Origin of the sequence: Sphaerisporangium album (genome assembly GCF_003323745.1) — a bacterium.
Lineage (GTDB): Bacteria > Actinomycetota > Actinomycetes > Streptosporangiales > Streptosporangiaceae > Sphaerisporangium > Sphaerisporangium album.
In genome coordinates this window covers 288962-311446 of sequence record NZ_QOIL01000001.1, presented here as the reverse complement: position 1 = coordinate 311446, position 22485 = coordinate 288962, and the positions used below count along the sequence as shown (strand labels likewise).

21 protein-coding genes are annotated in these 22485 nt (G+C 72.0%); 10 read left to right on the top strand and 11 right to left on the bottom strand.

The window, feature by feature from the left end; translation table 11 throughout:
- Positions 1 to 5: 5 nt before the first annotated feature.
- Positions 6 to 455: an ATP-binding protein gene (locus tag DQ384_RS01350; RefSeq protein WP_114026783.1), complete on the bottom strand. Its 450-nt coding sequence runs from the start codon at positions 453 to 455 to the stop codon at positions 6 to 8.
- 162 nt (positions 456 to 617) lie between these two features.
- Positions 618 to 1400: a SigB/SigF/SigG family RNA polymerase sigma factor gene (locus tag DQ384_RS01345; protein WP_114026782.1), complete on the bottom strand. Its 783-nt coding sequence runs from the start codon at positions 1398 to 1400 to the stop codon at positions 618 to 620.
- Between the two features lie 224 nt (positions 1401 to 1624).
- Between DQ384_RS01345 and DQ384_RS01340 the strand changes: the two genes are divergently transcribed.
- Positions 1625 to 1993, top strand: a complete 369-nt coding sequence (locus DQ384_RS01340; protein WP_245966174.1) for an STAS domain-containing protein — start codon at positions 1625 to 1627, stop codon at positions 1991 to 1993.
- A 21-nt stretch (positions 1994 to 2014) separates the two neighbouring features.
- Here the strand turns inward: DQ384_RS01340 and DQ384_RS01335 are convergent, their stop codons facing one another.
- Complete coding sequence (locus DQ384_RS01335; RefSeq protein ID WP_245966173.1) at positions 2015 to 2743, bottom strand: ANTAR domain-containing response regulator; 729 nt, start codon at positions 2741 to 2743, stop codon at positions 2015 to 2017.
- Positions 2744 to 2871: 128 nt separating this feature from the next.
- Between DQ384_RS01335 and DQ384_RS01330 the strand changes: the two genes are divergently transcribed.
- Complete coding sequence (locus tag DQ384_RS01330; RefSeq protein WP_114026780.1) at positions 2872 to 4770, top strand: SpoIIE family protein phosphatase; 1899 nt, start codon at positions 2872 to 2874, stop codon at positions 4768 to 4770.
- Between the two features lie 234 nt (positions 4771 to 5004).
- Complete coding sequence (locus tag DQ384_RS01325) at positions 5005 to 6174, top strand: glycosyltransferase (RefSeq protein WP_114026779.1); 1170 nt, start codon at positions 5005 to 5007, stop codon at positions 6172 to 6174.
- A gap of 84 nt (positions 6175 to 6258) precedes the next feature.
- Here DQ384_RS01325 and DQ384_RS01320 read toward each other — a convergent pair whose 3' ends face one another.
- Positions 6259 to 6759 carry an SRPBCC family protein gene (locus tag DQ384_RS01320; protein ID WP_114026778.1) on the bottom strand — a complete coding sequence of 167 codons (501 nt, stop codon included), beginning with the start codon at positions 6757 to 6759 and terminating at the stop codon, positions 6259 to 6261.
- On the bottom strand, positions 6756 to 7118 hold the full coding sequence (locus DQ384_RS01315; RefSeq protein WP_114026777.1) for a metalloregulator ArsR/SmtB family transcription factor: 363 nt from the start codon (positions 7116 to 7118) through the stop codon (positions 6756 to 6758). The genes DQ384_RS01320 and DQ384_RS01315 overlap by 4 nt, the downstream gene beginning before the upstream one ends.
- 258 nt (positions 7119 to 7376) lie before the next feature.
- On the opposite strand from DQ384_RS01315, the gene DQ384_RS01310 reads away from it, so the two are divergent.
- A complete protein-coding gene (locus DQ384_RS01310) occupies positions 7377 to 7847 on the top strand; it encodes a hypothetical protein (protein WP_114026776.1) in 471 nt (156 codons plus the stop codon).
- A gap of 182 nt (positions 7848 to 8029) precedes the next feature.
- Here the strand turns inward: DQ384_RS01310 and DQ384_RS01305 are convergent, their stop codons facing one another.
- Positions 8030 to 8914 carry a neutral zinc metallopeptidase gene (locus DQ384_RS01305; protein WP_114026775.1) on the bottom strand — a complete coding sequence of 295 codons (885 nt, stop codon included), beginning with the start codon at positions 8912 to 8914 and terminating at the stop codon, positions 8030 to 8032.
- Between the two features lie 95 nt (positions 8915 to 9009).
- A complete protein-coding gene (sthA, locus tag DQ384_RS01300) occupies positions 9010 to 10413 on the bottom strand; it encodes a Si-specific NAD(P)(+) transhydrogenase (protein ID WP_114026774.1) in 1404 nt (467 codons plus the stop codon).
- A 110-nt stretch (positions 10414 to 10523) separates the two neighbouring features.
- Here sthA and DQ384_RS01295 point away from each other — a divergent pair, with 110 nt between their 5' ends.
- Positions 10524 to 11615 (top strand): glycoside hydrolase family 16 protein, encoded by a 1092-nt coding sequence (locus DQ384_RS01295; RefSeq protein WP_114026773.1) that lies wholly within the window; start codon positions 10524 to 10526, stop codon positions 11613 to 11615.
- Here DQ384_RS01295 and DQ384_RS01290 read toward each other — a convergent pair.
- Positions 11593 to 12678: a PucR family transcriptional regulator gene (locus DQ384_RS01290; RefSeq protein ID WP_245966172.1), complete on the bottom strand. Its 1086-nt coding sequence runs from the start codon at positions 12676 to 12678 to the stop codon at positions 11593 to 11595. The genes DQ384_RS01295 and DQ384_RS01290 overlap by 23 nt on opposite strands.
- 94 nt (positions 12679 to 12772) lie before the next feature.
- Between DQ384_RS01290 and DQ384_RS01285 the strand changes: the two genes are divergently transcribed.
- From DQ384_RS01285 to DQ384_RS01275, 3 genes are all read left to right on the top strand, one after another.
- Entirely contained in the window at positions 12773 to 13690 is a 918-nt protein-coding gene (locus tag DQ384_RS01285) for a proline dehydrogenase family protein (protein ID WP_114026771.1), read from the top strand.
- Positions 13691 to 13698: 8 nt separating this feature from the next.
- The gene (gene pruA, locus DQ384_RS01280; RefSeq protein WP_114026770.1) at positions 13699 to 15378 is read left to right on the top strand and encodes an L-glutamate gamma-semialdehyde dehydrogenase; all 1680 of its coding nucleotides are present in this window, start codon (positions 13699 to 13701) and stop codon (positions 15376 to 15378) included.
- A 174-nt stretch (positions 15379 to 15552) separates the two neighbouring features.
- Entirely contained in the window at positions 15553 to 17235 is a 1683-nt protein-coding gene (locus DQ384_RS01275) for an alkaline phosphatase D family protein (protein ID WP_114026769.1), read from the top strand.
- Between the two features lie 280 nt (positions 17236 to 17515).
- On the opposite strand, the gene DQ384_RS01270 is transcribed toward DQ384_RS01275, so the two are convergent.
- The 3 genes from DQ384_RS01270 to DQ384_RS01260 form a co-directional block, all read right to left on the bottom strand.
- The gene (locus tag DQ384_RS01270) at positions 17516 to 17932 is read right to left on the bottom strand and encodes a PPOX class F420-dependent oxidoreductase (protein WP_342769350.1); all 417 of its coding nucleotides are present in this window, start codon (positions 17930 to 17932) and stop codon (positions 17516 to 17518) included.
- 146 nt (positions 17933 to 18078) lie between these two features.
- Positions 18079 to 19743: a thiamine pyrophosphate-binding protein gene (locus DQ384_RS01265; protein WP_114026767.1), complete on the bottom strand. Its 1665-nt coding sequence runs from the start codon at positions 19741 to 19743 to the stop codon at positions 18079 to 18081.
- Positions 19740 to 20513 (bottom strand): cyclase family protein, encoded by a 774-nt coding sequence (locus DQ384_RS01260; RefSeq protein ID WP_114026766.1) that lies wholly within the window; start codon positions 20511 to 20513, stop codon positions 19740 to 19742. The genes DQ384_RS01265 and DQ384_RS01260 overlap by 4 nt, the downstream gene beginning before the upstream one ends.
- 173 nt (positions 20514 to 20686) lie before the next feature.
- Between DQ384_RS01260 and dhaK the strand changes: the two genes are divergently transcribed.
- On the top strand, positions 20687 to 21679 hold the full coding sequence (gene dhaK / locus DQ384_RS01255; protein WP_114026765.1) for a dihydroxyacetone kinase subunit DhaK: 993 nt from the start codon (positions 20687 to 20689) through the stop codon (positions 21677 to 21679).
- A gap of 113 nt (positions 21680 to 21792) precedes the next feature.
- On the top strand, positions 21793 to 22419 hold the full coding sequence (gene dhaL, locus DQ384_RS01250; RefSeq protein WP_114026764.1) for a dihydroxyacetone kinase subunit DhaL: 627 nt from the start codon (positions 21793 to 21795) through the stop codon (positions 22417 to 22419).
- The last annotated feature ends 66 nt before the right edge of the window (positions 22420 to 22485 follow it).

The window sequence follows — 22485 nt, the reverse complement described above, 5'->3', positions numbered from 1 at the left end:
ATTTGTCAGATTTGGAAGCGCATTGTCAGGCTTGTCCCACTCAAGCCCGTGCGGAGGATCAGCTCCTTGGTGAGCCTCCGCGCCACCCACAGGCCCATGCCGCTCGTGGAGTAGTCGTGCGGCGCGACCATGCCGGGCTGGTCCTCGATGATCCAGTGCCCGGTGTCGTGGACGTCGATGAACAGGTCGCCACCTTCGCACCACACGCGCAGCCGTGCCTTGGCCGAGCCGTGTGTGACGGCGTTGGTGGCGACCTCGTTGACGGCGACGAGGTAGTCGCCGATATCCTCCTCCGCCATGCCCGCCCTGCGGGCCTGGAGCGCCGCGAAGTCCCGTACCTCGGGAAGGTCCGCGACGCAGAAGGTCAGCTCCCGGACGGTCACGCCCCCCGGGAGCAACGACCCCCCGCTTCCGTCCGCGAGGAAGCGGGGAGGAGGAATATCGTCCTCGTTCACCCGATAACCGCCTCCAAGAGCGATCAGCCTAGGTCACCCGACGCCCGGGGCATCCGCGCCGTACTCCGACGAAGATACCCCGGGATACCGCTTCGCGAAGGTGGTGCCCCCTCGCGTAAGCCCTGTTCCGCGGGTTTGTGTGCCCTCGGAAGGGCCGCCTAATCAGCTTGCGCCGACGAGTTGCGAACGGAGCTGGTCCAGCACCTTACGGAGGATGCGCGAGACGTGCATCTGGGAGATGCCGAACTCGGCGGCGATCTCGGCCTGCGTCATGTTGCCGTAGTAACGCAGGAGCAGGATGTTGCGCTCGCGGTCGGGCAGCCGGTCGATCAGCGGCTTCATCGCCTCGCGGTCGACCAGCGTGGCCAGCTCGTCGTCATCGTCGGGGATCACGTCCCCGAGCGCGGCGGCGTCGTCGTCGGCGCCCATCGGGGCGTCCAGCGACAGGGTGCTGTACGCGGCCGAGGCGTCCATCGTGAGGAGCATGTCCTCCTCGGAGATGCCCATCTTCTCGGCCAGCTCGGCGACAGTGGGGAAGCGTCCGAGCTCCTGGGTGAAGTCGGCGACGAGCCGGTTGAGCTCGGAGCGGCGCTCCTGGTAGAGGCGCGGAACCCGTACGGCCCAGGTGCGGTCGCGGAAGTGCCGCTTGACTTCGCCGGTCATCGTGACCATGGCATAGCCTCTGAAGCTGTGCCCGAGCTCGGCGTCGAACCCGTTGATCGCCTTCATCAGGCCGACGTACGCGGCCTGGAGCAGGTCTTCCATGGGCTCGCCACGGTGGCGGTAGCGGCGGGCGATCTCCCGCGCCATGGGAAGATGCATCTCGACTATCAACTCGCGCAGCCGCGCTCCGCGCTCCTCGGTGGTGCCGGGCTCGGCGAGCTCACGCAGGAGGTCTTCGGCGGTGACGTCGGTCTGGGGGAAGATGCGGTCTTCGGCAGCCATTGCTGCTCCCTCGTATGCCTTGCAAGCGAGGCGAGAACCGGCTGAACCCATGCAGAGCCGACTCGCCTCGCGTACCACGGTCGAGACGAGGCCCTCTGCTGGACCTCGGCTCCAGTATTCCCCAGAAATCAAGAGTATTGCTACCCCCTGGGCAACAGTAATGTTGCGAATGACCCCGCGATGGGGTTGGCGCCATGCGCCAGGAAGCGGCGAGGAGGCGCGTGGTGACCGTTCCAGATAGGGCCGAATCGGCCCTGACCCTTACTTCGGCTGTTGCCGAGGGCGTGCCGGTGGTGCGGGTGGGCGGCATCCTCGACGCGACCACCCGCCAGCAGTTCACCGACCGCCTGGCCGAGATCGCCGACGAGCACGGGCCCGACCTGGTGCTCGATCTCGCGGGCGTCACGTTCATGGACTCGCGGGCGCTCGGCCTGATCGTGCACCACTGGCAGCGCACGATGGCGGCGCAGGGCCACTTCGCCCTGGTCGGGGTGCAGTACTCCAACTCCAAGGTGATGTGGGTCACGGGGCTGGCGCAGCGGCTGCCGCTGTACGACACGCTGGAGGAGGCGCTGACCGCCTTCCAGAGCTGAGGCCGGTCGCCGGCGGCGCCGTCAGGACGGGGCCGCGCCGCCGTGCTTGCTCTGGTGCTCGCTGACCAGCAGCCGCGCCAGGTCCGCGACCTTGACCTGGTGGTGCTGCGACAGGCGGCGCAGCTCGTCGAAGGCCGCCTCGGCCGAGCATCCGCTGGCATGCATGATGATGCCCTTGGCCTGGTCGATCACCGACCGCCCCGCGAGCGCCTCCTGCAGCTGCGCGGCGTCGGTCAGCACCTCGTCGTACTCGGAGATGTTGGCCAGGGCCACGGTGAGGTGCTCGGTGAGCAGGGCGGCCAGCGGGTCGGCCGAGCCGCCCGTGAACGCCCCCGGGCGCACCGCGTACAGGCCGAGCACCAGCGTGGCGTCCTCGATCGCGATCGGCAGCACGAGCGTCGCCCGCACGCCGTGCCGGACGGCGGTGGCGGCGTACCTCGGCCAGCGCGTGTCGAGCAGCACGTCGGGCACCAGGACACTCCTGCGGGTCGCCAGCGCCTCCAGCGACGGACCCTCGCCCAGGGCCTGCTCACGGTCGACCAGGGCGATCAGGTCGCTGTGGGAGGCCGAGAACATGAGCCGCTCGTCGCGCCGCAACTCGGCCGCGCCGCCGGCGCATCCCGGCACCCCGACCGCCACGGCTCCGGTGATGCCCCGCAGGACGCTCTCGATCGAGGTGCCCTCGTTGACGCGGCCGAGCGCCGCGAGGTCCCGGGCGAGGGCGGGGCTGAACATGCGCATCGTCTCCATCGAGATCCTCCGCTTCCCTGAACGCCCAGGTTAATTCCCCGCGTGAGATGCTCTTGGTCGCACGGCGCCTTCTTGACGTACCGTCTAGCAGGGAACGCCCGCGCCCCTTGGCACACGAAGGACCTCACTTGACCGACGCCACCGACCTGCCCGCGCTCGAACAGGCGCTCAGCGGCCTGACGGCCCGCATATCGTCGCTGCGCCAGGCCCGTTCGGCCTACCCCGCCGACCCGGGGCCGACGCTGGACGCGGCGCTCGTCGAGCTGGACACCGCCCGTGACCTGCTGCGGGGGGCGCTCGGCGAGCTGGGCAAGTCCCGCCGCAGGCCGGGCGGCGGCGGCAAGGACGGCGCCAACCGCGAGCTCAAGCTGCTGCGCACGCTCTACCGGGCGATGCCGGTGCCCGTGATCGTCCTGGACTCGGCGGGAACGGTGCGGCGGGTGAACGCCGAGGCCTCCCGCCTGCTCGGCAGCCCCGACGGCTATCTGACCGGCCGCGCGTTCCCGCTGCTGGTGGACGTGTCCCGGCGGGCGGCGTTCCGCTCGCACCTGACGTCCGTGCTCCACACCGGCGAGACGGCGGCGTTCCCCACGCGGCTGGCCCACCAGGGACGCGCGCACAACGTGCAGCTCGTGCTGACCCAGCTCCGCATGGCCGGCGAGCCGCAGGAGATGATCGCCGCGGTGGCGCTGCCCGTGGAGGCGCGCACGCCGGAGCCGGGCCGCGACCAGGAGCCGGAGGCCGCGCCCGACGAGCCGATGATCATGGCGTCGGCCCGCCGTCAGGAGCTGTTGTCGCAGCTCACCCGCCTCCTGCTGGACGAGGAGAGCCTCAGCCAGCCGGTGGCGCTCATCCGCTCCGGCCGTCTGCTGGCGACGCACACCGCCGACTGGGTGTTCGCCGACGTCGTGCGCGACGGCGTGGCCCGGCGGGCGCTGGTGCTCGGGCCCACCAACCAGCCGGTGGCGCGCCTGGTGCGCACCCTGGAGCGTCTCGTGCCCACCGCGGCGCCGCTGATCTCCCACGTGCTGGAGACGGGCGGCGGCGTGGTGCACGAGATGGTCGAGGACGACTCGCTGCTCGGCGCCCTCCCGGACGGCGCGCCGGTCCTGCAGGCGACGCGGGCGGGCTCGGTGCTCAGCGTGCCGATCAGCGCGGGCGAGGAGGTCCAGGGCGTCCTGACGCTGCTGAGGCTGCGCGAGCGGCCCACGTTCGGCCTGGCCGACCTCGCGCTGATGGAGGACGCCGGAGCCCACATCGGGCTGGCCCTGCGCGCGCAGCGCACGTTCCAGGACAGGTCGCAGGCGGCCGACACGCTGCAGACCGGCGTGCTGCCGCGCACGCTGCCCGAGATCCCCGGGTACGACACGTCGGCGGCCTACCACACCGGCGCCGGGCCGCGCGCGATCGGCGGCGAGTTCTACGACGTCTTCCGGGTGAAGGACGGCTGGGGCTTCGCCGTCGGCGGCGTCGTGGGCCAGGGCGAGGAGGCCGCGTCGGTCACCGCGATGGTGCGCGGCGGCCTGCGCACGCTCAGCGTCTGGGAGGACGACCCGGCGGCGGTGCTCGCGCGGCTGAACGACGCCGTCGTCGTGCAGGACACGGGCATGTTCGTCATGGTGGCGGTGGGTTTCGTCACGCCGGGACGGCGGGGCGGGCGCGTCAGGCTGGCGTCGGCGGGCAACCATCCGCCCGCCGTGCTGAAGGGCGACGGCGAGGTGACCTACACCTCCGGCGGTGGCATGCCGCTCGGCATCGACACCGGCGCCGAGATCCCGGCCGAAGAGGTCGGCCTGGCGCTCGGCGACACGCTGGTGCTGTACTCCGACGGGCTGGCGGGCTCGCGCGGCAGGTCGGGGCAGGCCGAGCTGGCGTACGGGGAGGGCCGGCTGACGGAGGTGCTGGCCCGGTGCACGGGGCAGCCGGCGTCGGCGGTGGTCAAGGCCGTGGAGGAGGACCACCAGGCGTTCTCCGGCGGGCAGGTCCTGGACGAGACGACGGTCCTGGTGCTGCGGCGCGCCCGCTGAGTTGTTCAGGTGACAGTCCGGTTTACGGACTACCTGCGCCCTGACCTGCGGGTTCGGCGTCCGCAGGCCAAGCTTTGCAAGATCGATGGGCGGGCTTTCCAGGAATTTTTTGCCCGAAGGGGTTTGCGTCTTTACGGACATCGGTACACTGAGACACAGATTTGGTGCCTAAGACGCAGGCACAACTCAGTACGTTCGCGGGCCCGTCGAGGTCCGGCTTCCCTGAGGTGTGCCGTGAAAATCGCCATCGTCTCTGTGCACGAACTTTCCTCCGACCTTCTGGCCATCGCCCGTGAGCTCAGCTCTTCCCACCGGGTAACCGTCTACACGCGCCGCGACTCCGCCGACCGCAAGCCGCGCGCGAAGGTCGCGACCGGCGTGACGATCGAATACCTGGAGGCGGGCCCCGCGCTGCGGCTCGCAGAGAACGCCGTGATGCCGCACATCTCCGACTTCAGCGCCCGCCTGCGGGAGCGCTGGGGCAAGGACCGCCCCGACGTGATCCACGCCCACTCCCTGTCGGGCGGCCTCGCGGCCGTGGCGGCGGTCGACGGCCTCAACGTGCCGATCGTCCAGACCTTCCACGGAAAGAGCTCGATCAGGACCCGCTCCGGCGAGCGCGACCAGGCGGCGCGGGCCCGGCTGGAGCGCGCGATCGGACGGCGGGCCAACGCGGTCGTGGCCGTCTGCGCGGGCGAGGCCGGCGACCTGATCCGGCTGGGCGTGCCGCGAAGGAACATCGCGGTCGTCCCCCACGGCGTGGACGTCGAGCGCTTCCGCCGCCAGGGACCGTCGGCGGCGCGCGGCGACCGGGCCCGCCTGCTGCATGTCGGCCACATCAGGCCGGGCGGCGGCGCGGACATCGCGATCCGGGCTCTGGACGGCATCCCGGGCGCTGACCTGCTGATCGCCGGAGGTCCCCGGCCGGACGCCCCCGAGGCCGAGCGCGACCTGGAGCGGCTGACGCTGCTGGCCAAGGAGCTCGGCGTCGAGGACCGCGTCACCCTGCTCGGCCACGTCCCGCACACCGGCATGGCCAAGCTGATGCGCGGCGCCGACATCGTGCTCACGCTGCCCGCCGCCGCCCCCAACGGCAAGGTGGCCCTGGAGGCGATGGCCTGCGGCGTCCCGGTGATCGCCTCGGGCGTCGGCGCGCACCTCGACTCGGTGGTCGACGGCGTCACCGGCCTGCTGGTCCGCCCGCAGGACCCGGCGGCGCTGGCCCGCCGCACCCGCGCCCTGCTCGGCGACCTCACCCGCCGGACGGCCCTGGGCTTCGCCGGCGCCGACCGCGCCGGGTCGCGCTACTCGATGGAGCGCATCGGCCGCGAGCTGGTCCGCGTGTACGAGAACGTGACCGGCCGTGCCCGTCCCGTCGAGCTGGAAGAGGCCGAGGCCGCCTGACCTCCGGGGCTCCGCTCCCCCGGACCCGCCGAAAGCCCGTGCCCCCGAAAGGGCACGGGCTTCGCCGTTTCCGGACGGTCGCGCCTACGCCCGCGCGGGCAGGCCGTCGAAGTAGGGCTTCAGCGCGGGGTAGTAGTCGCCGAAGTCGGGCGCGGGCGAGCCGTCGCGGGCGGCGGTGAGCATGTCGAGGTAGTACTCCCAGCCGGGGCCGACCTCGCCGATGCCGTCCTCGGTGGCGAGGTGGTGGACGAGCCGCAGCTCCGTCACACCGCCGGCCTCCGACAACAGCAGCTCCATACGCCAGGCCCCGTGCCCGTCGGTCATCGACACGGCCAGCCGCCGCGGCGGGTCGCAGGCGTCGACGCGGACCTCGATCCACGGCTCCTGGTCCTCGTGGACCATCCGGACCTTGATCGTCGCGCCGGGCGCGGCGTCGCCTTCCCAGGGGCCGAACCAGCGGGCCGTGCGCTCGGGCTCGGTGACGCTGGCCCAGACGTCCTCGACCGGCGCGCGGAACGTCCGGCTGAGGACGAGATCGCTGCCGCCGTCGGTGCGGAACAGTCGGCCGGTGGGCGGACGGCTCATGCCGAGTTCTCCTTCGCCTGGTCCGCCGTGTCGCGCACGCGGCGTTCGCGGCGGGTTCTGTAGACCTCTGTCTCAAGCGCGTCGAGGCGGTGCTCCCAGCCGGAGGCCGGGACGAACTGCCCGAGCCACTCGGCGAGTTCGGCGAACCTCCCGGTGTCGAGCCGGTAGAGCCGGCGTCTGCCGGCCAGGTCATCGCGGACCAGTCCGCTTTCCCTGAGCACACGCAGGTGACGACTCACGGCGGGCCTGCTGATCTCGAAGCGCTCGGCGATCTCTCCGGCTGAGAGCCGCCCGTCGCGCAGCATCACGAGGATCCGCCGCCGCACCGGATCCGCGATGGCTCCGGCCACCTCGTCCACCCGGGAAGCGTAACCGATGCGTTACGCGTTCATCAAGGCCGGGCACCGCGGACCGAGGCCGACGCCGACATCCGGCACGAGCCGCCCCTGGATCACGCCTCGGCACCTGTCCTGGCATCTCCCCCGGCGGTCCACCGGCCTCACGACCAGCCGGGGGCAAGCCGCTTCCAAGTCCGGCTCGCCAGCATGGGCTCCATGACACATTCGAGCGCGTCCGGCTGGGCGATGGGGAGGGGCCGTACTCCCGGGGCGGTAGGCATGTACATCCTTCTGGTCTGCTGGGTGGTCCTGGGCCTGACGCCCGTGCTCTTCTCCACCCACGACCTGATGCTCGCCACCGGCAGGGCGGGGGCCCCGGGCCGCCTGACCGTCATCTCCTGCCAGGCGCTCGGCGAGGGACGGTACGACTGCAAGGGCCGGTTCGTCCCCGACGACGACGCGCTGAAGACCAAGATCGTCCAGGCGTCGCCGGACTCACGGGCCGGCCAGAGCTTCCGCGGACGGCTGGACGTCGGCTCCGGCCGCGTGGTGCGCACCGGGACCGCCGGGGTCCTGGCGCAGTTCGCGGTCATCGGCCTCACGCCCCTGGTGTACGCGGGGCTGCCGTACACGGCGATGTTCGCGCTCGGCGTCAGGCGGGGACGCCGCGTCGCGGGCAGGCTCGGCGTGGTCGTCGCGGCCGCGTCGCTCGTGCTGGTCGTCATCGGCGTGGCCGCCGCGTACGCCTGACCCGTCCGCGTCTCGATCCGGCCCCAGGCGAGCGTGCGCCCGGCGGCGTGCCACAGCATGGTCGGCCATTCGGGCTCGCGGCCATGAACGGAGTCCGCCGCAGGAGCCCGGCAGGACGCCCCTCGATATCGGCGACGGCCCGCGCGGCACCCGGCCGTGTCCCCATGGCGTCCGGTCCCGGGTCAGGTGACGTCCCGGGCGGGGGCTTTCCAGGTGTCGCACGCCTTGGGGCCGCCCGCGCGGTAGCCTCGCTCGAACCAGCGCAGTTGCGTGGACAGGGTCCCGTGGTCGCGCACCCACTGGGCGTCGAGCGTGCCTTGGTAGAGGGTCCGGAACTCCCAGAGCGGCGGGACGGCCCGGCCCATGGCCTTGAGCGCCACGCCCGCCAGGCACTCGGCCTGGAGCTCCAGCCGCCTGCTCAGGGCGTTCTTGGCCTCCGTGGTACGGGCGTCGTACTCGGCCTGGCCGTCGTAGTCGAGGATGTTCAGCATTTCCTGGATGTGGTGGGCGTACTCGTGGGCGGTGACCTCGGCCACCCAGGCCGCCTCCGAGGGGGACAGATCCGACGGTTTCAGGAGGACGTAGTACGTCAGGGCGCCGCCGCAATAGGTACCGGCGGCGCCCTTGCGCGGCATCTTCCCGCACTCCGGATCCTTCACCCGGTGCGGTACGAACCGCCGCAGGGGCGGTTTGAAGTACAGCCCGGACTTCTCGAACCCGCGCGCCCAGATGCCGTCCAGACACGCGGAGACGGCCGCCCCGTAGCGCTTTCCCGAGGCCAGGCTGCCCGCCCTGATCGCCGGAAGCGGGCATTTCGCCTTCGCCAGCCGCGGCGCGGTGTAGAGCGGGCTCTTGACGGCGGCGTCGCGGCCCCGTGGCGGGATGACCCGGTCCGGCAGCACCACCCTCGGGGCCGGCGTCGGCGAGGGCGGTGGCGGGGAGGGGGACGGTGAGAGGGCCGGCGGCGTCGTCCACCCGCCCACACCCATGGGGACCTCGGGGGGCGGCTCCGTGGCGCAGGCGGTGAGGAGGATGTACGCGCTGAGGAGGGAGAGGATGCGGCGCATGATCGCGGAGCATATGGGGCCTTTATTACGAAGCTGGTAACGGCCGACATTTCACGAAATGTCGGCCGCGCCTTTGGGGCCCGCCGAAACGAACGTCAGTCGGCGAACCGCGCCATCCTGCGGATCTTGTTCATCGCGTCCAGCGCCGCCACCTTGTAGGACTCGGCCAGCGTCGGATAGTTGAACACCGCGTCCACCAGATAGTCGACCGTCCCCCCGCAGCCCATCACCGCCTGCCCGATGTGCAGCAGCTCGGTGGCGCCCGTGCCGAAGACGTGCACTCCGAGCAGCGCGCGGTCCTCCGGGGAGACCAGGAGCTTCAGCATGCCGTAGGTGTCGCCGATGATCTGCCCGCGCGCCAGCTCCCGGTACCGGGACACCCCCACCTCGAAGGGGATCAGCGACTTGGTCAGCTCGTCCTCGGTCTTGCCGATGAAGCTGATCTCCGGGACGGTGTAGATGCCGATCGGCTGGAGGTGGGACATGCCGCCCAGCGGCTCGTCGCAGGCGTGGTGGCCCGCGATGCGCCCCTGCTCCATCGAGGTGGCGGCCAGCGCGGGGAAGCCGATGACGTCCCCGACCGCGTAGATGTGCGGCACGGACGTGCGGTAGTGCTCGTCGACCGCGATGCGGCCCCGCCCGTCGGCGGACAGGCCGGCGGCTGCGAGGTCGAGCCCCTCGGTGACCCCGTTGCGCCCCGCCGAGTACAGGACCGTCTCCGCCGGGATCTTCTTGCCGCTCTCCAGCACGGTGACGCAGCCGCGCGCCCGGCGCTCGACGGCGGCGACGGTCTCGCCGAAGCGGAAGGTCACCGCGAGGTCGCGCAGATGGTACTTCAGCGCCTCCACGACCTCCAGGTCGCAGAACTCCAGCATGCGCTCGCGCCGCTCGACCACGGTGACCTTGGTGCCGAGCGCGGCGAACATGGAGGCGTACTCGATGCCGATGACCCCGGCGCCGACGACCACCATCGAGTCGGGCACGCGCTCCAGCCGGATCATCCCGTCGGAGTCGATGATCGTGCGGTCGTCGAAGTCGACGCTGTCGGGGCGGGCGGGCCGGGTGCCGGTGGCGATGATGATCTTGTCGGCGGTGACCTTGGTGGTCTTGCCGTTCTCGTCGGCGACCTCGATGGTGTGCGGGTCGAGGAAGCGGCCGCAGCCGAGCAGCATGTGGACGTGGTTGCGGGAGAGCTGGCTCCTGATCACGTCGATCTCGCGTCCCACCACGTGCGCGGTGCGCATGGTGAGGTCGGCGACGGTGACGTCCTCCTTCAGCCGGTAGCTCTGCCCGTACATCTCCCGCTGGTTGAGGCCCGTGAGGTAGAGGACGGCCTCGCGCATCGTCTTGGAGGGGATCGTGCCGGTGTTGATGCACACCCCGCCGATCATGTCCCGCCGCTCGACGATGGCCACCTTGCGTTCGAGCTTGGCCGCCGCGATGGCCGCCTTCTGGCCGCCGGGGCCGGAGCCCAGAACAAGTACCTCGAAATCCGACACAAGGCCAAGTGTGCGGCCTGCCTGTTACAAGGTGAATACCCCGGATCCTACGGAGACGCGAATTCGCTATAACGCTGGGATCACAGGGAGATGCTTGGTTTCATGGGCGCATGTCGATTCGTAGCGCATACATGATCGTAGCGGCGACGACGTTGGCGCTCTGCCCGGTCCCGGGAGAGCAGGGCCCGAAGCATTCCCGGGAATCGCGGCCGCCCGTCGCCCGCACCACCTCCCCCACGCCCACGGCGTCGCTCCCCCGCTACCCGCCCCACGCCCCGCCGGTGACCGGCCCCACCGCCGCGGGCGGTGGCTCGGCGGGCCGCCCGGGCGGGAACGCCCTGGACGGGCCCCCGCCTCCCGTGTACGACCGCAGGTACGGCGGCACGCCCACCGGCTCCGCGCCTCCCCGCGGGGTCGAGACGCCGGCCCCGCCGCCCGGCGGCCCCTGGTCCGGAGACCGGACGGCTCCGCCCAGCGCGAGCGTCTCCCCCCGGGACGACCCACCGGCCGCGCCGAGCGCCGTCCCCACGGCGGGGGGCCGCGTGTCCGCCCAGCCCGACCCCGAGTGGGGCGCGCCGGTCTTCGTGGAGAACTTCGACGGCACGCAGGTCGACCGGGGCAAGTGGGACGTCTACCACTCCCCCGACGCCGCGGTGAACCCGCGCACCTCCCAGGCGACGACCGTCCACGACGGCATGCTGCACATGACCGGCGGCTTCTACGGCGGCAAGGACCTCTCCGGCGGCGTCGCCGGCCACCTGGCGCAGACCTACGGCCGCTGGGAGGTCAGGTTCCGCGGCGAGCCGGGGCGCGGGTACTCGCTGGTCACGCTGCTGTGGCCGGACAGCCAGAGCCCCGAGTACACCGAGGTCGACTTCGCCGAGGTGATCGACGCGACGCGGCAGACCGGCGGCATCTTCATCCACCGCGGCGAGTCCCGGCAGGCGCAGAGCCTCATGCGCGCGGACTTCACCCAGTGGCACACGGTGGCCGTCGACTGGCTGCCGGGGCGGCTGACGTTCTGGCTGGACGGCAGGAAGACGTGGGACTACACCGGGCCGAACGTCCCGCCGGGGCGGCCGATGCACCTCACCCTGCAGAACGACGTGGTCTGCAACCAGTGGTCGCCGTGCCGGGACTCGACCACCCCGGCGACGGTGTCGATGTTCGTCGACTGGGTCAAGATCTACCGGGCGCCCTGAGCCCGCGCGGGGCGGGTCCCGCGAGCAGTTCGGCCGCCTTGAGCCCGAGATGCAGGACGAGCCGGTCCTCGCCGTCGGCGAGGTCGAGGCCCGTGACCCGCTCGGCCTTGGCCAGCCGGTAGTACAGAGTCTGGCGGTGCACGCCGAGCCGGGCGGCGGTCTCGCCGACGTGCCCGCCGCGGTCGAGGTAGGTCTCCACGGTGCGCGCCAGCTCGCCGTCCAGCGCCGCCGCCTCCGCCGCGAGGTCGGCGAGCTCCGTGCCGGGCAGCCGGGCCAGCAGGCGATGGACGCCGAGGCCGTCCCAGCGGGCGACGGGCGCGAACCTCGGCACCCGCTGGGCGACGCGCAGGGCGAGGGTGGCCTCGCGCCAGCTCCGCCACGCCTCGCCGGGGTCGTCCCTGACGCCTCCTATGCCGGCGGCCGTGCCGTACATGCCGAGCACCCGGGACGCGACGGCCTCGGCCTGGGCGGCGGGGGCCAGGACGGCGGTGAGCGGGTCGCCGGGGTCGGCGAGGACGCCACGGGGCAACGTCCACAGCGGCGCCACCTGGCCGGGCGCGCTCTGGACGGCGATCGCGGCGACCGGGCCCGCGGGGTCGAGCCGTGCGGAGGCGCGCAGCTCGGGGTCGGCCGACAGCAGGTCGCGCAGGCGCTCCCCGAGGTCCTGGCGGCTGCGGGCCTCGCGGGCCAGGGCGGCGGCGGCGCGGTCCACCATGGGCGTGACCTGCGCCAGGCGTTCGTCGCCGAGCACGCCGGAGTCGAGCAGCCACAGGTAGCCGTAGGTGACGCCGCGGTGGCGCAAGGGGACGCAGACGCGGGCGAGGACGCCGAGGCCCTCGTCGGCGGGGATGCGGACCGGGCCGGCGGCCGAGGCGATGCCGTAGCCCTCGAAGTACGCGCGGACCTCGTCGGTGGCGCGGCGGCGCAGGATCGACTCGCGGCGCACGGCGTCGATGTCGCCGCTCTGCGCCGCGTAGGCGAGCATCTGGAGCGAGCGGTCCTCCAGCGTCGCGGAGGCGTCCAGGACGCGCGCGATCTCGTCGACGATTTCCTGCAGGTCCACCTGAACATTGTCATACATGTGTATGAACGGGGTAGACGCCGGGCGTGGCGGATGTCCATGGAAGCCGCTGAACTGCGGAATTAGGGTGGTTTACATGCTCGGTTCCCTGCTTCTGGCGATCTCACGGAGTCCTCTCGCGCGCCGCACCGTCTCGGGTTTCCCGGTCACCCGGCACGTGGTGGACCGGTTCGTCGCGGGCGAGGACGCCGGGGACGCGCTGTCCGCCGTGCGGCGCCTCACCGACGCCCGCCTCTCGGTCACCCTCGACCACCTGGGCGAGGAGACCACGGACGCGCGCGCCGCGTCCGGCACCGTCAAGGCGTACGTCGCGATGCTCGACGCGCTGCGCCCGCTCGGGCTCGGCGAGCGCGCCGAGGTGTCGGTCAAGCTGTCGGCGGTGGGTCAGCGTCTGGACCACGCCATGGCCCTGGACCACGCGCGGGAGATCTGCGCCGCCGCCCGCGACGCCGGCACGACCGTGACCCTGGACATGGAGGACCACACCACGGTCGACTCCACGCTGTCGATCCTGCGCGCCCTGCGTGAGGACTTCCCCGCCACCGGCGTCGCCGTCCAGGCGTACCTGCTGCGCAGCGAGGGCGACCTGCGCGACCTCGCGTACGAGGGCTCGCGCGTCCGCCTGGTCAAGGGCGCGTACGCCGAGCCGGCCTCGGTGGCCCACCAGAAGAAGTCCGAGGTGGACAAGGCGTTCGTGCGGTGCCTGCGCATCCTCATGGAGGGGAAGGGTTACCCCATGGTCGCCACGCACGACGACCGGCTCATCTCGATCACCGAGCTGCTCGCCGACCGCCACGGCCGTGACCGCGACTCCTTCGAGTACCAGATGCTCTACGGGATCAGGACCGACAAGCAGGAGGCGCTGGCCGTCGCCGGCTCCGCGGTCCGCGTCTACGTGCCCTACGGCGACGACTGGTACGGGTACTTCATGCGCCGCCTCGCCGAGCGCCCGGCCAACGTCGCCTTCTTCCTGCGTTCACTCCGCTCCAAGTGAGGTCTTCCATGGATGCCGTCACCAACGTCCCCGTCCCGGCCAACGAGCCGGTCCGCGGCTATGCCCCCGGCAGCGCCGATCGGGCGGCCCTGGAGAGCCGTGTGAAGGAGCTCTCGGGCCCGGCGATCGATCTGACGATGACGATCGGGGGCGAGCGGCGCATGGCCTCCGGCGCCCTGATCGACGTGGTGCAGCCGCACAACCACGCGCACGTGCTCGGGCGCACGGCCGACGCCTCGGCCGCCGACGTGCGGGCCGCCGTGGACGCGGCGCTGAAGGCGGCCCCGGCGTGGCGGGCGCTGCCGTTCGAGGAGCGCGCGGCGATCTTCCTGAAGGCGGCCGACCTGCTGGCGGGGCCGTGGCGGGCGACGCTCAACGCCGCGACGATCCTCGGGCAGTCGAAGACGGCGCAGCAGGCCGAGATCGACGCCGCGTGCGAGCTGATCGACTTCCTGCGCTTCAACGTCGCGTTCGCGCGTCAGTTGCTCACCGAGCAGCCGAGCTCGTCGCCGGGCGTGTGGAACCGCATGGAGTACCGGCCGCTGGAAGGCTTCGTGCTGGCGATCACGCCGTTCAACTTCACCGCAATCGCCGGGAATCTGCCGACTTCTGCGGCTTTGATGGGAAATGTCGTCGTATGGAAGCCGTCGCCGACGCAGCAGCTCGCCGCGCACTTCACGATGCGCCTGCTCGAGGAGGCCGGGCTGCCGCCGGGCGTCATCAACATGGTCACCGGCAACGGCGCGGCCGTCTCCGAGGCGGCGCTGACCGACCCGCACCTGGCCGGCATCCACTTCACCGGCTCGACCGCGACCTTCCAGCACCTGTGGGGGACCGTCGGCGCCAACATCGCCGGCTACCGGAGCTACCCCCGCCTCGTCGGTGAGACCGGCGGCAAGGACTTCGTGCTCGCCCACCCCTCCGCCGACCCGGCCGTCCTGACCACAGCGCTGATCCGCGGCGCGTTCGAGTACCAGGGCCAGAAGTGCTCGGCCGCCTCGCGCGCCTACGTCCCGCGCTCGATCTGGTCGGCGATCCGCGACGACTTCGTGGCGACCGCCGAGTCGCTCACGGTGGGCGACGTCGCCGCCGACCTGTCGACGTTCATGGGCGCCGTCATCGACGCGCGCTCGTTCGCCAAGAACAGGGACGCCATCGACCGCGCCCGGGTCACCGGCTCGGTCGAGGTGCTCACCGGCTCCTACGACGACTCCACCGGCTACTTCGTGCGGCCGACCGTCCTGGTCGGCTCCGACCCCGAGGACGAGATCTTCGTCAAGGAGTACTTCGGGCCGATCCTCGCGGTGCACGTGTACGACGACGGGCACTACGACACCGTGCTGGACCAGCTGGAGGGCGTGTCGCCGTACGCGCTGACCGGCTCGATCATCGCCCAGGACCGGTACGCGATCACGTCGGCGACCGAGCGGCTGCGCTTCGCGGCGGGCAACTTCTACGTCAACGACAAGCCCACGGGCGCGGTCGTCGGCCAGCAGCCGTTCGGCGGGGCCAGGTCGTCGGGCACCAACGACAAGGCGGGCTCGATCTTCAACCTGGTCCGCTGGGTCAACGCCCGCGCGATCAAGGAGACGTTCGTGCCGCCGGTCGTCACGCCGCCGTTCCGGGGCGACATCCCGCAGAGCGGCTGGCAGCAGCCGAGCCTCACGAAGCTGGGCTACTCCGAGTAGAGCCTTTGCCGTCACTTTCGGCCAGGAGGAAGAAAACGGGGAACGTCCCCTCTGTCGCATGGGACGGACAATGGGGAACTATGCCCCTTTGATGACGGTCTGCGTTAACTGACCGGTCATGATCGTCGGTAAGGCTACGGATGTCGCTGCCCTTGATCACCATGGGAGTCCTCCGTGCCGCACCTCGATCGACGATCCTTCCTGGTCACCGGACTGGCCGCAGGGGCGGTCGCCGCCGTCCCCGCCACCACGGCGCTCGCCGAGCCCACCCCCGCGGCCGAGACGGCGCAGAGCCTCGCCTCCCGCGGCCTGCGCGCCGACCCGTTCACGCTCGGGGTGGCCTCGGGCGACCCCGCCCCCGGCGGCTTCGTCATCTGGACGCGCCTGGCCCCGCAGCCGCTGGCCGAGGACGGCATGGGCGGCATGCCGTCCCACCGGTTCGCCGTGCTGTGGCAGGTGTACGCCGACGAGCACTGCCGCCACGTCGTGCGCGCGGGCGTCGAGATCGCGGGCCCGGAGTGGGGGCACAGCGTCCACGTCGAGGTCGAGGGACTGCAGCCCGGCAGGGAGTACTGGTACCGCTTCCGGCTCGGCTCCTACCTCTCGCCGACCGGACGGGCCAGGACCGCGCCGCATCCGCTGACGCTCGGCGGGCCGCTGACCATGGCGTTCGTCTCCTGCGCGCAGTACGAGCACGGCTACTTCACCTCCTACCGGCGCCTGGCCGAGGACCACCCCGACCTCGTTCTGCACCTCGGCGACTACCAGTACGAGTACACCAAGGACACCTACACGATCCCCGGCGGCAACGTCCGCGACCACGAGGGGCCGGAGACCGAGACGCTGGCCGGGTACCGGCAGCGGCACGCCCAGTACAAGGCCGACCTCGACCTGCAGGCCGCGCACGCCGCCGCGCCGTGGCTGGTCGTCTGGGACGACCACGAGGTGGACAACAACTGGGCCGACGAGGTCCCCGAGCGGCCCGACATCCCGCAGCCGAACTTCCTCGCCCGCCGCGAGGCCGCCTTCCGCGCGTACTACGAGAACATGCCGCTGCGCCGGACCTCCGTCCCGCGCGGCATCGACATGCAGCTCTACCGGCGGATCCGGTGGGGCCGCCTGGCGACGTTCCACATGCTGGACACCCGTCAGTTCCGCGACGACCAAGGCTGCGGCGACGGCTACCGTGACTGCCCGGCGGCCTCCGACCCGGCCCGCTCGATCACCGGGGACGAGCAGGAGCGGTGGCTGCTCGACGGGTTCCGCCAGTCCCGCGCCCAGTGGGACATCATCGGCCAGCAGGTCTTCTTCGGCCAGCGCGACAACAACCCCGGCCCGGCCAAGGTGACCAGCATGGACGCCTGGGACGGCTACGTCGCCTCCCGGCAGCGGATCACGCAGGGCTGGGTGGACGCCGAGGTGCGCAACGCCGTCGTCCTCACCGGGGACGTGCACGCGCACTGGGCGGGCGACCTGAAGCTCGACTACGACGACCCCGGCAGCCGGACGGTCGGGTCCGAGCTGGTCGCCACCTCGATCAGCACGGGCGGCGACGGCGCCGACTCCGACCCCGCCACCCACCCGTTCCTGCAGATCAACCCGCACCTGAAGTTCTACAACAACCAGCGCGGCTATGTGCTCACCAAGATCGACCATGAGCTGCTCACGGCCGACTTCCGCGTGGTGCCCCAGGTTCAGGTCCCCGGCTCGCCGGTGCGCACCAAGGCGACCTTCGTCGTCGAGGACCGGGTGCCCGGTGTGAAGCAGACCTACCTGCGCCCGGTCGACCCGGCGCTCAGGACGAGCCGCCAGATGACCGTCGAGGACACCGTCCAGCTGGAGACCGAACGCCCGTGACCTGGCTCGTGCGCGCCGGTTCACGGATGCGGCCACTCCTCCACCGGCGCGGCGCTCTCGTAGCGGTCGAAACCAGCGGTCGTGGGTCACGGCGACCACCGTGCCGGAGAAGGCGGCGAGGCCGGCACACGTACCCGGCCGTCGCCTCGCCCGCTAAGGAACCCCGTCGGCCGACGCCCCCGCTCACACGGCGACACCCATGGCCGTCGTCGGCGTTCCCCGCCTGTGTCCGTAACCGTCCTCGGCGTTCACACGGCGATGCCCGCGGCAACCCCCGCGATCAGACGGCGATGTCCCTGAACGCGATCACCTTGCCGATCCGGACCCGTACCACGACCTCCCCCGGCACGCCGTTGCGTGCGCCGTACTCCTCGGCGCGGTCGGGGCCCATGTAGCGGCCGCCGACGACGGTGGCCCACTTCAGTAACTCGCCGAGGTCGTCAGAGAGGGTCGCCGTGCCTTCGATCATGACGAAGGCGTACGGCGGCCGCTCGTCGTCCACGCACACGGCCACCCGGGGATCGCGGCGGATGCTCTTGGCCTTCTGCCCGGTGGCGCTGGTGGTGAAGATCAGATCGTCACCGTCCAGCGTGATCCATACGGGTGTGACGTGCGGGCGGCCGTCGGCCCGGGTGACCCCGACCTTCCCCGTCCGCGTGCCCTCCAGCACGAACCGCCGCCATTCACTGTCACTCATTCGTTCCATGAGGTAACGCTACGTCACGCCCGACCGGGCGCCGCCCTCCGGACCCGGTTATCCACAGCCCCGCCGGTAATCCACAGCCCGCCAAGGCCGGCAACGTGGTGAACCATCCCGGACCAGTGCGAACGGGCCGACAACGGTCAGTGTCCCCGGAAAGCCTCCTCAAGCCACCAGGCCCCCTGGCCGACCGTGACCTTGGCGTGGAGGAGCAGCGGACGGTCGCGCGGCCCGTCCAGCCACTCCGTCACCGGCCCGAGGTCGCCGGGATCGCGCACGGTGACCGCCTCGCAGCCGAACCCGCGCCCGATCGCGGCGAAGTCGGCCGGCGGGAAGCGCACCTGATCGAGCGGATGCCCGTCCGGCCCGAAATGATGCACCTCGGCGCCGTACGCCTCGTCGTCGTAGATCACGATGACCATGGGCAGGCCCAGGCGCACGACGGTCTCCAGTTCCGAGACGCCCATGAGCGCGCCGCCGTCCCCGAGGGCCGCGACGGGCAGCCGGTCCGGCCGCGCGAGGGCCGCGCCGATCGCCGTGGCCAGGCCGAGCCCGACCGACTGGAACGCCTGGGTGAAGCAGAGGCCGTTCTCGTCGGGCACCGACATGAACATGGCGGGATATCCCATGAAGTTTCCGGAATCGACGCCGACGATCCGCTCCCTCGGCAGCAAGTCGTCCAGGGCGATCGACAACGTCCTCGGGTCGACACGCCCGCCGCCGGACTCGTCGGTGTAAGGCACGTCCCGCCACGAGATCTCGCGGGCGATCCTCTGCGCCAGGGCCTCACTGCGCCGTTCGTGTCCCGCCAGGGGCGGTTCGTGCCCCCCGATGAGCTCGGTCACCGCGCGCGCCGTGGCGGCGACGTCGCCCACCACCCCGATGTCGACGCGCAGGTGCGCGCCGAGGGCTCCGGTGTCGAGGTCGACCTGGGCGACGGTGGCGGACGGGCCGACGAGCGTGCCGTGGCGCGTGGTCCACATGTTCAGCGCGCACCCCCACCCGACGAGCAGGTCCGCCTCGCGGATGAGCTCGGCGGCGAGCGGCGAGGCGAACCCTCCGCTGACGTCGAGGTTCCAGGGGTTGCCGGCGAACAACCCGCGCGCGACCGCCGAGGTGGCGAGCAGCGCGCCCGTGCGGTCAGCCAGGGACTCCAGCTCGCGCCGCGCGTGCCTGGCCCCGCGACCGGCCACGAAGACGGGACGGCGGGCTCCCGCCAGCGCCTTGGCCAGTTCGGCGGCCCGCTCAGGAGAGGGCGAGGACTCCAGGTCCGCCTCCCGCGCCGGGGACGCCGGGATGGCGAGCGTCTCACCGCCGAGCGGCCCAATCGGCCGCCCCTGCACCCCCAGGGGAAGGTTCAGCAGGACGGTGCGCCGCTCGCCCGCGGCCGTGCGGAAGGCCCGGACCGTCTCGGCGACGGCGTCCTCGGCCGACGTCACGCGCATGGGCACCGCGCCCACCGCCTCGGCCAGCGCGAACTGGTCGATGTGGAAGTTTGAGCGCGGCTCCAGCGACTCGGCGGCCAGCACCAGAAGCGGCGTCCGGCTCTTGGCCGCCTCGGTGATCCCGGTCATCGCGTTGGTCAGGCCGGGGCCCTGGTGGACGGTGAGCACGCCGACCGTGCCGCTGACCCGGGCGTACGCGTCCGCCATGGTGGCCGCGCCGCCCTCGTGACGCGCGGCGACGTAACGCACGCCGTTCTCCACCAGTGCGTTCGTGACGTGGAAGTTGCCGCTGCCGACCACGCCGAACGCCGTCGTCACGCCGAGCCGGGCCAGGACGGCGCCGACGGCCTGCGCGACGATCATCGCTCGACGAGGGCCAGCACGCGGACCGGGCTGCCGGAGCCGCCGACGATGGGCAGCGGGGGCGCCAGCACGACCGCGCCGGTCACGGGAAGCCTGTCCAGGTTGCGGAGCTGTGTGAGGCCGTACTTCCCGGAGCCGAGCAGGAAGGAGTGGCAGGGGAAGGCCGGGTCGAAGGAGTGCGCGGCCCCGGCGTCGGTGCCGACCGTCTCGACGCCGAGCCCGGCGATCGGGGTCTCCTCGGCCAGCCACTGGGCGCATTCCACGGAGATGCCCGGGGTATGCGGCCCGGTCTCGTCGGCGTTGAGGAAGCTCGCCTGGTCGCCGGACCGCGCGTCCCACCCGGTGCGGTACAGCAGCCATCCGCCCTCCGGCAGCGGGCCGTTGGCCTTCTCCCACTCCTTGACGTGCTGGATCTGAAGCAGGAAGTCGGGATCGGCGGCCGCGTGACCCGCGAAGTCGAGGACGACGGCGGGGCCGATCAGCCGGGAGGGCGGAACCTGGGAGACGTCCTCGCCGTCGCGCCCGGTCACCCAGTGGACCGGCGCGTCGAAGTGGGTGCCGGTGTGCTCGCCGGTGGTGATGTCGTTCCAGTACCAGGCGGGGCCGCGGTCGTCGTACCGGCTGATCTCGGTGAGCCGGAACGGGACGGTGTTCCCGAACGGCTCGGGCAGCATGAGTATCGGCGTCTCGGAACTCAGCGGCGCCGTCAGGTCGATCACCTCGATCGCGCCGCTCCGGATGCTCTCGACGAGACTGCTCAACACCGACATCTGTGCCCCTCATGTTCTCGGGTCGTTCGTGATAGATCCTCCCTCCCCGCCGGGCGCGCCGCCACCACCTCGCGTGACGAATCGGACGCGGGGGACGCCGGGCCCACTTGCCAACGCTCCCCGCGGAGGGAGAGATTGGCCGAGGGACCGCCGACCGCAGTTAGGACGGGCCGATGAAAAAGCTCATCAACGATCCGGAGCACGTGGTGACCGAGGCGCTCGCCGGAATGGCGGAGGCGCATCCGGGCCTCCGGGTGGACCTGGAGAACAAGGTGATCTTCCGCCGCTCGGCGCCGTCCCCGGGCAAGGTGGGCCTGGTGTCCGGCGGGGGTTCCGGTCACGAGCCTCTTCACGGCGGGTTCGTCGGGTACGGCATGCTCGACGCGGCCTGCCCCGGCGAGGTCTTCACCTCCCCCGTGCCCGACCAGATCATCGAGGCCACCAAGGGCGTCGACGGCGGTGCCGGGGTGCTGCACATCGTCAAGAACTACACCGGCGACGTGCTGAACTTCGAGATGGCCGCCGAGCTGTGCGCCGAGGAGGGCGTCGAGGTGGCGTCCGTGCTCGTCAACGACGACGTCGCCGTCAAGGACTCCCTGTACACGGCCGGCCGCCGCGGCACGGGCGCGACCGTCTTCGTCGAAAAGATCGCCGGAGCGCTGGCCGAGACCGGGGCGTCCCTGGCCGAGGTCGCGAAGACCGGCGAGGAGGTCAACGCGCGCAGCCGGTCGTTCGGCGTGGCGCTCAGCCCCTGCACGGTCCCCGCCGCGGGCAGGCCGACGTTCGAGCTGGGCCCCTCCGAGGTCGAGCTCGGCATCGGCATCCACGGCGAGCCAGGCCGTACGCGCGCCCCCATCGCGCCCGCCCGCGAGCTGGCCCGCGTCGCCATGGACGCGGTGCACACCGACATGCCGCTGTCCGGGGACTGCCTGGTGATGGTCAACGGCATGGGCGGCACGCCGCTCGCCGAGCTTTACATCGTGTTCGCCGAGGTCGCGGCCTATCTGCGCGAGAAGGGTGCCACGCCGGCGCGCTCCCTGGTCGGTAACTACGTCACGAGCCTGGAGATGCGGGGCTTCTCGGTCACCGTGTGCCGCCTGACCGACGACCTGACCCGCCTCTGGGACGCCCCCGTGGAGACGCCCGCCCTCCGCTGGGGCCGCTGACGCCAGGCCGCCTCCCCTCCCCGAGGCCGAACGCCCGCCGCCTCGCGGGCGGGGACCGCCCACCGCCTCGCCGACGCCGACCGCCTCCGCTTCCATGAGCCACGAGGAGCCACATGGACACCCGTTTCTTCACCACATGGATCGAGGGGATCGCGAAGGCCGTCGCCGAGAACCGCGAGCACCTGACCGCGCTCGACGCCGCGATCGGCGACGCCGACCACGGCGCCAACCTCGACCGCGGCTTCACCGCCGTCCGCGAAGCCCTCGCCGCCGCCCCTCCCGACAGCCCCGGAAAGGCGCTCACGCTCACGGGCACCACGCTCATCCGCAAGGTCGGCGGCGCGTCCGGCCCGCTGTACGGGACCGCCTTCCGCCAGATGGGGTCCGTCCTCGGTTCCGCCCCCGACGTCACCCCGTCCGACCTCGCCACCGCCCTGGAAGCCGCCGTGGCGGGGGTACGCAAGCTCGGTGGTGCGACCGAAGGCGACAAGACCCTGCTCGACGCCCTCGCCCCGGCGGCCGGCGCGCTCAGGCGGGCCGTACAGAACGGGACGAAGACCGAGGATGCCCTGGACGCCGCCCTCACCGCCGCCCGCGAGGGCGCGCGGGCGACGATCCCGCTCCAGGCCCGCAAGGGCCGAGCCAGCTACCTGGGCGAACGCAGCATCGGCCACGAGGACCCGGGGGCCGCGTCGACCGTCCTCATCCTCGCCGCCCTCCGGGACGCCGCCGGCGGATGACCGGAAAGCCCCGGCGGCGAGGCCGTAGGATGATTCCACCGCGGGCTGTGCAGCGGTCCCGCACGG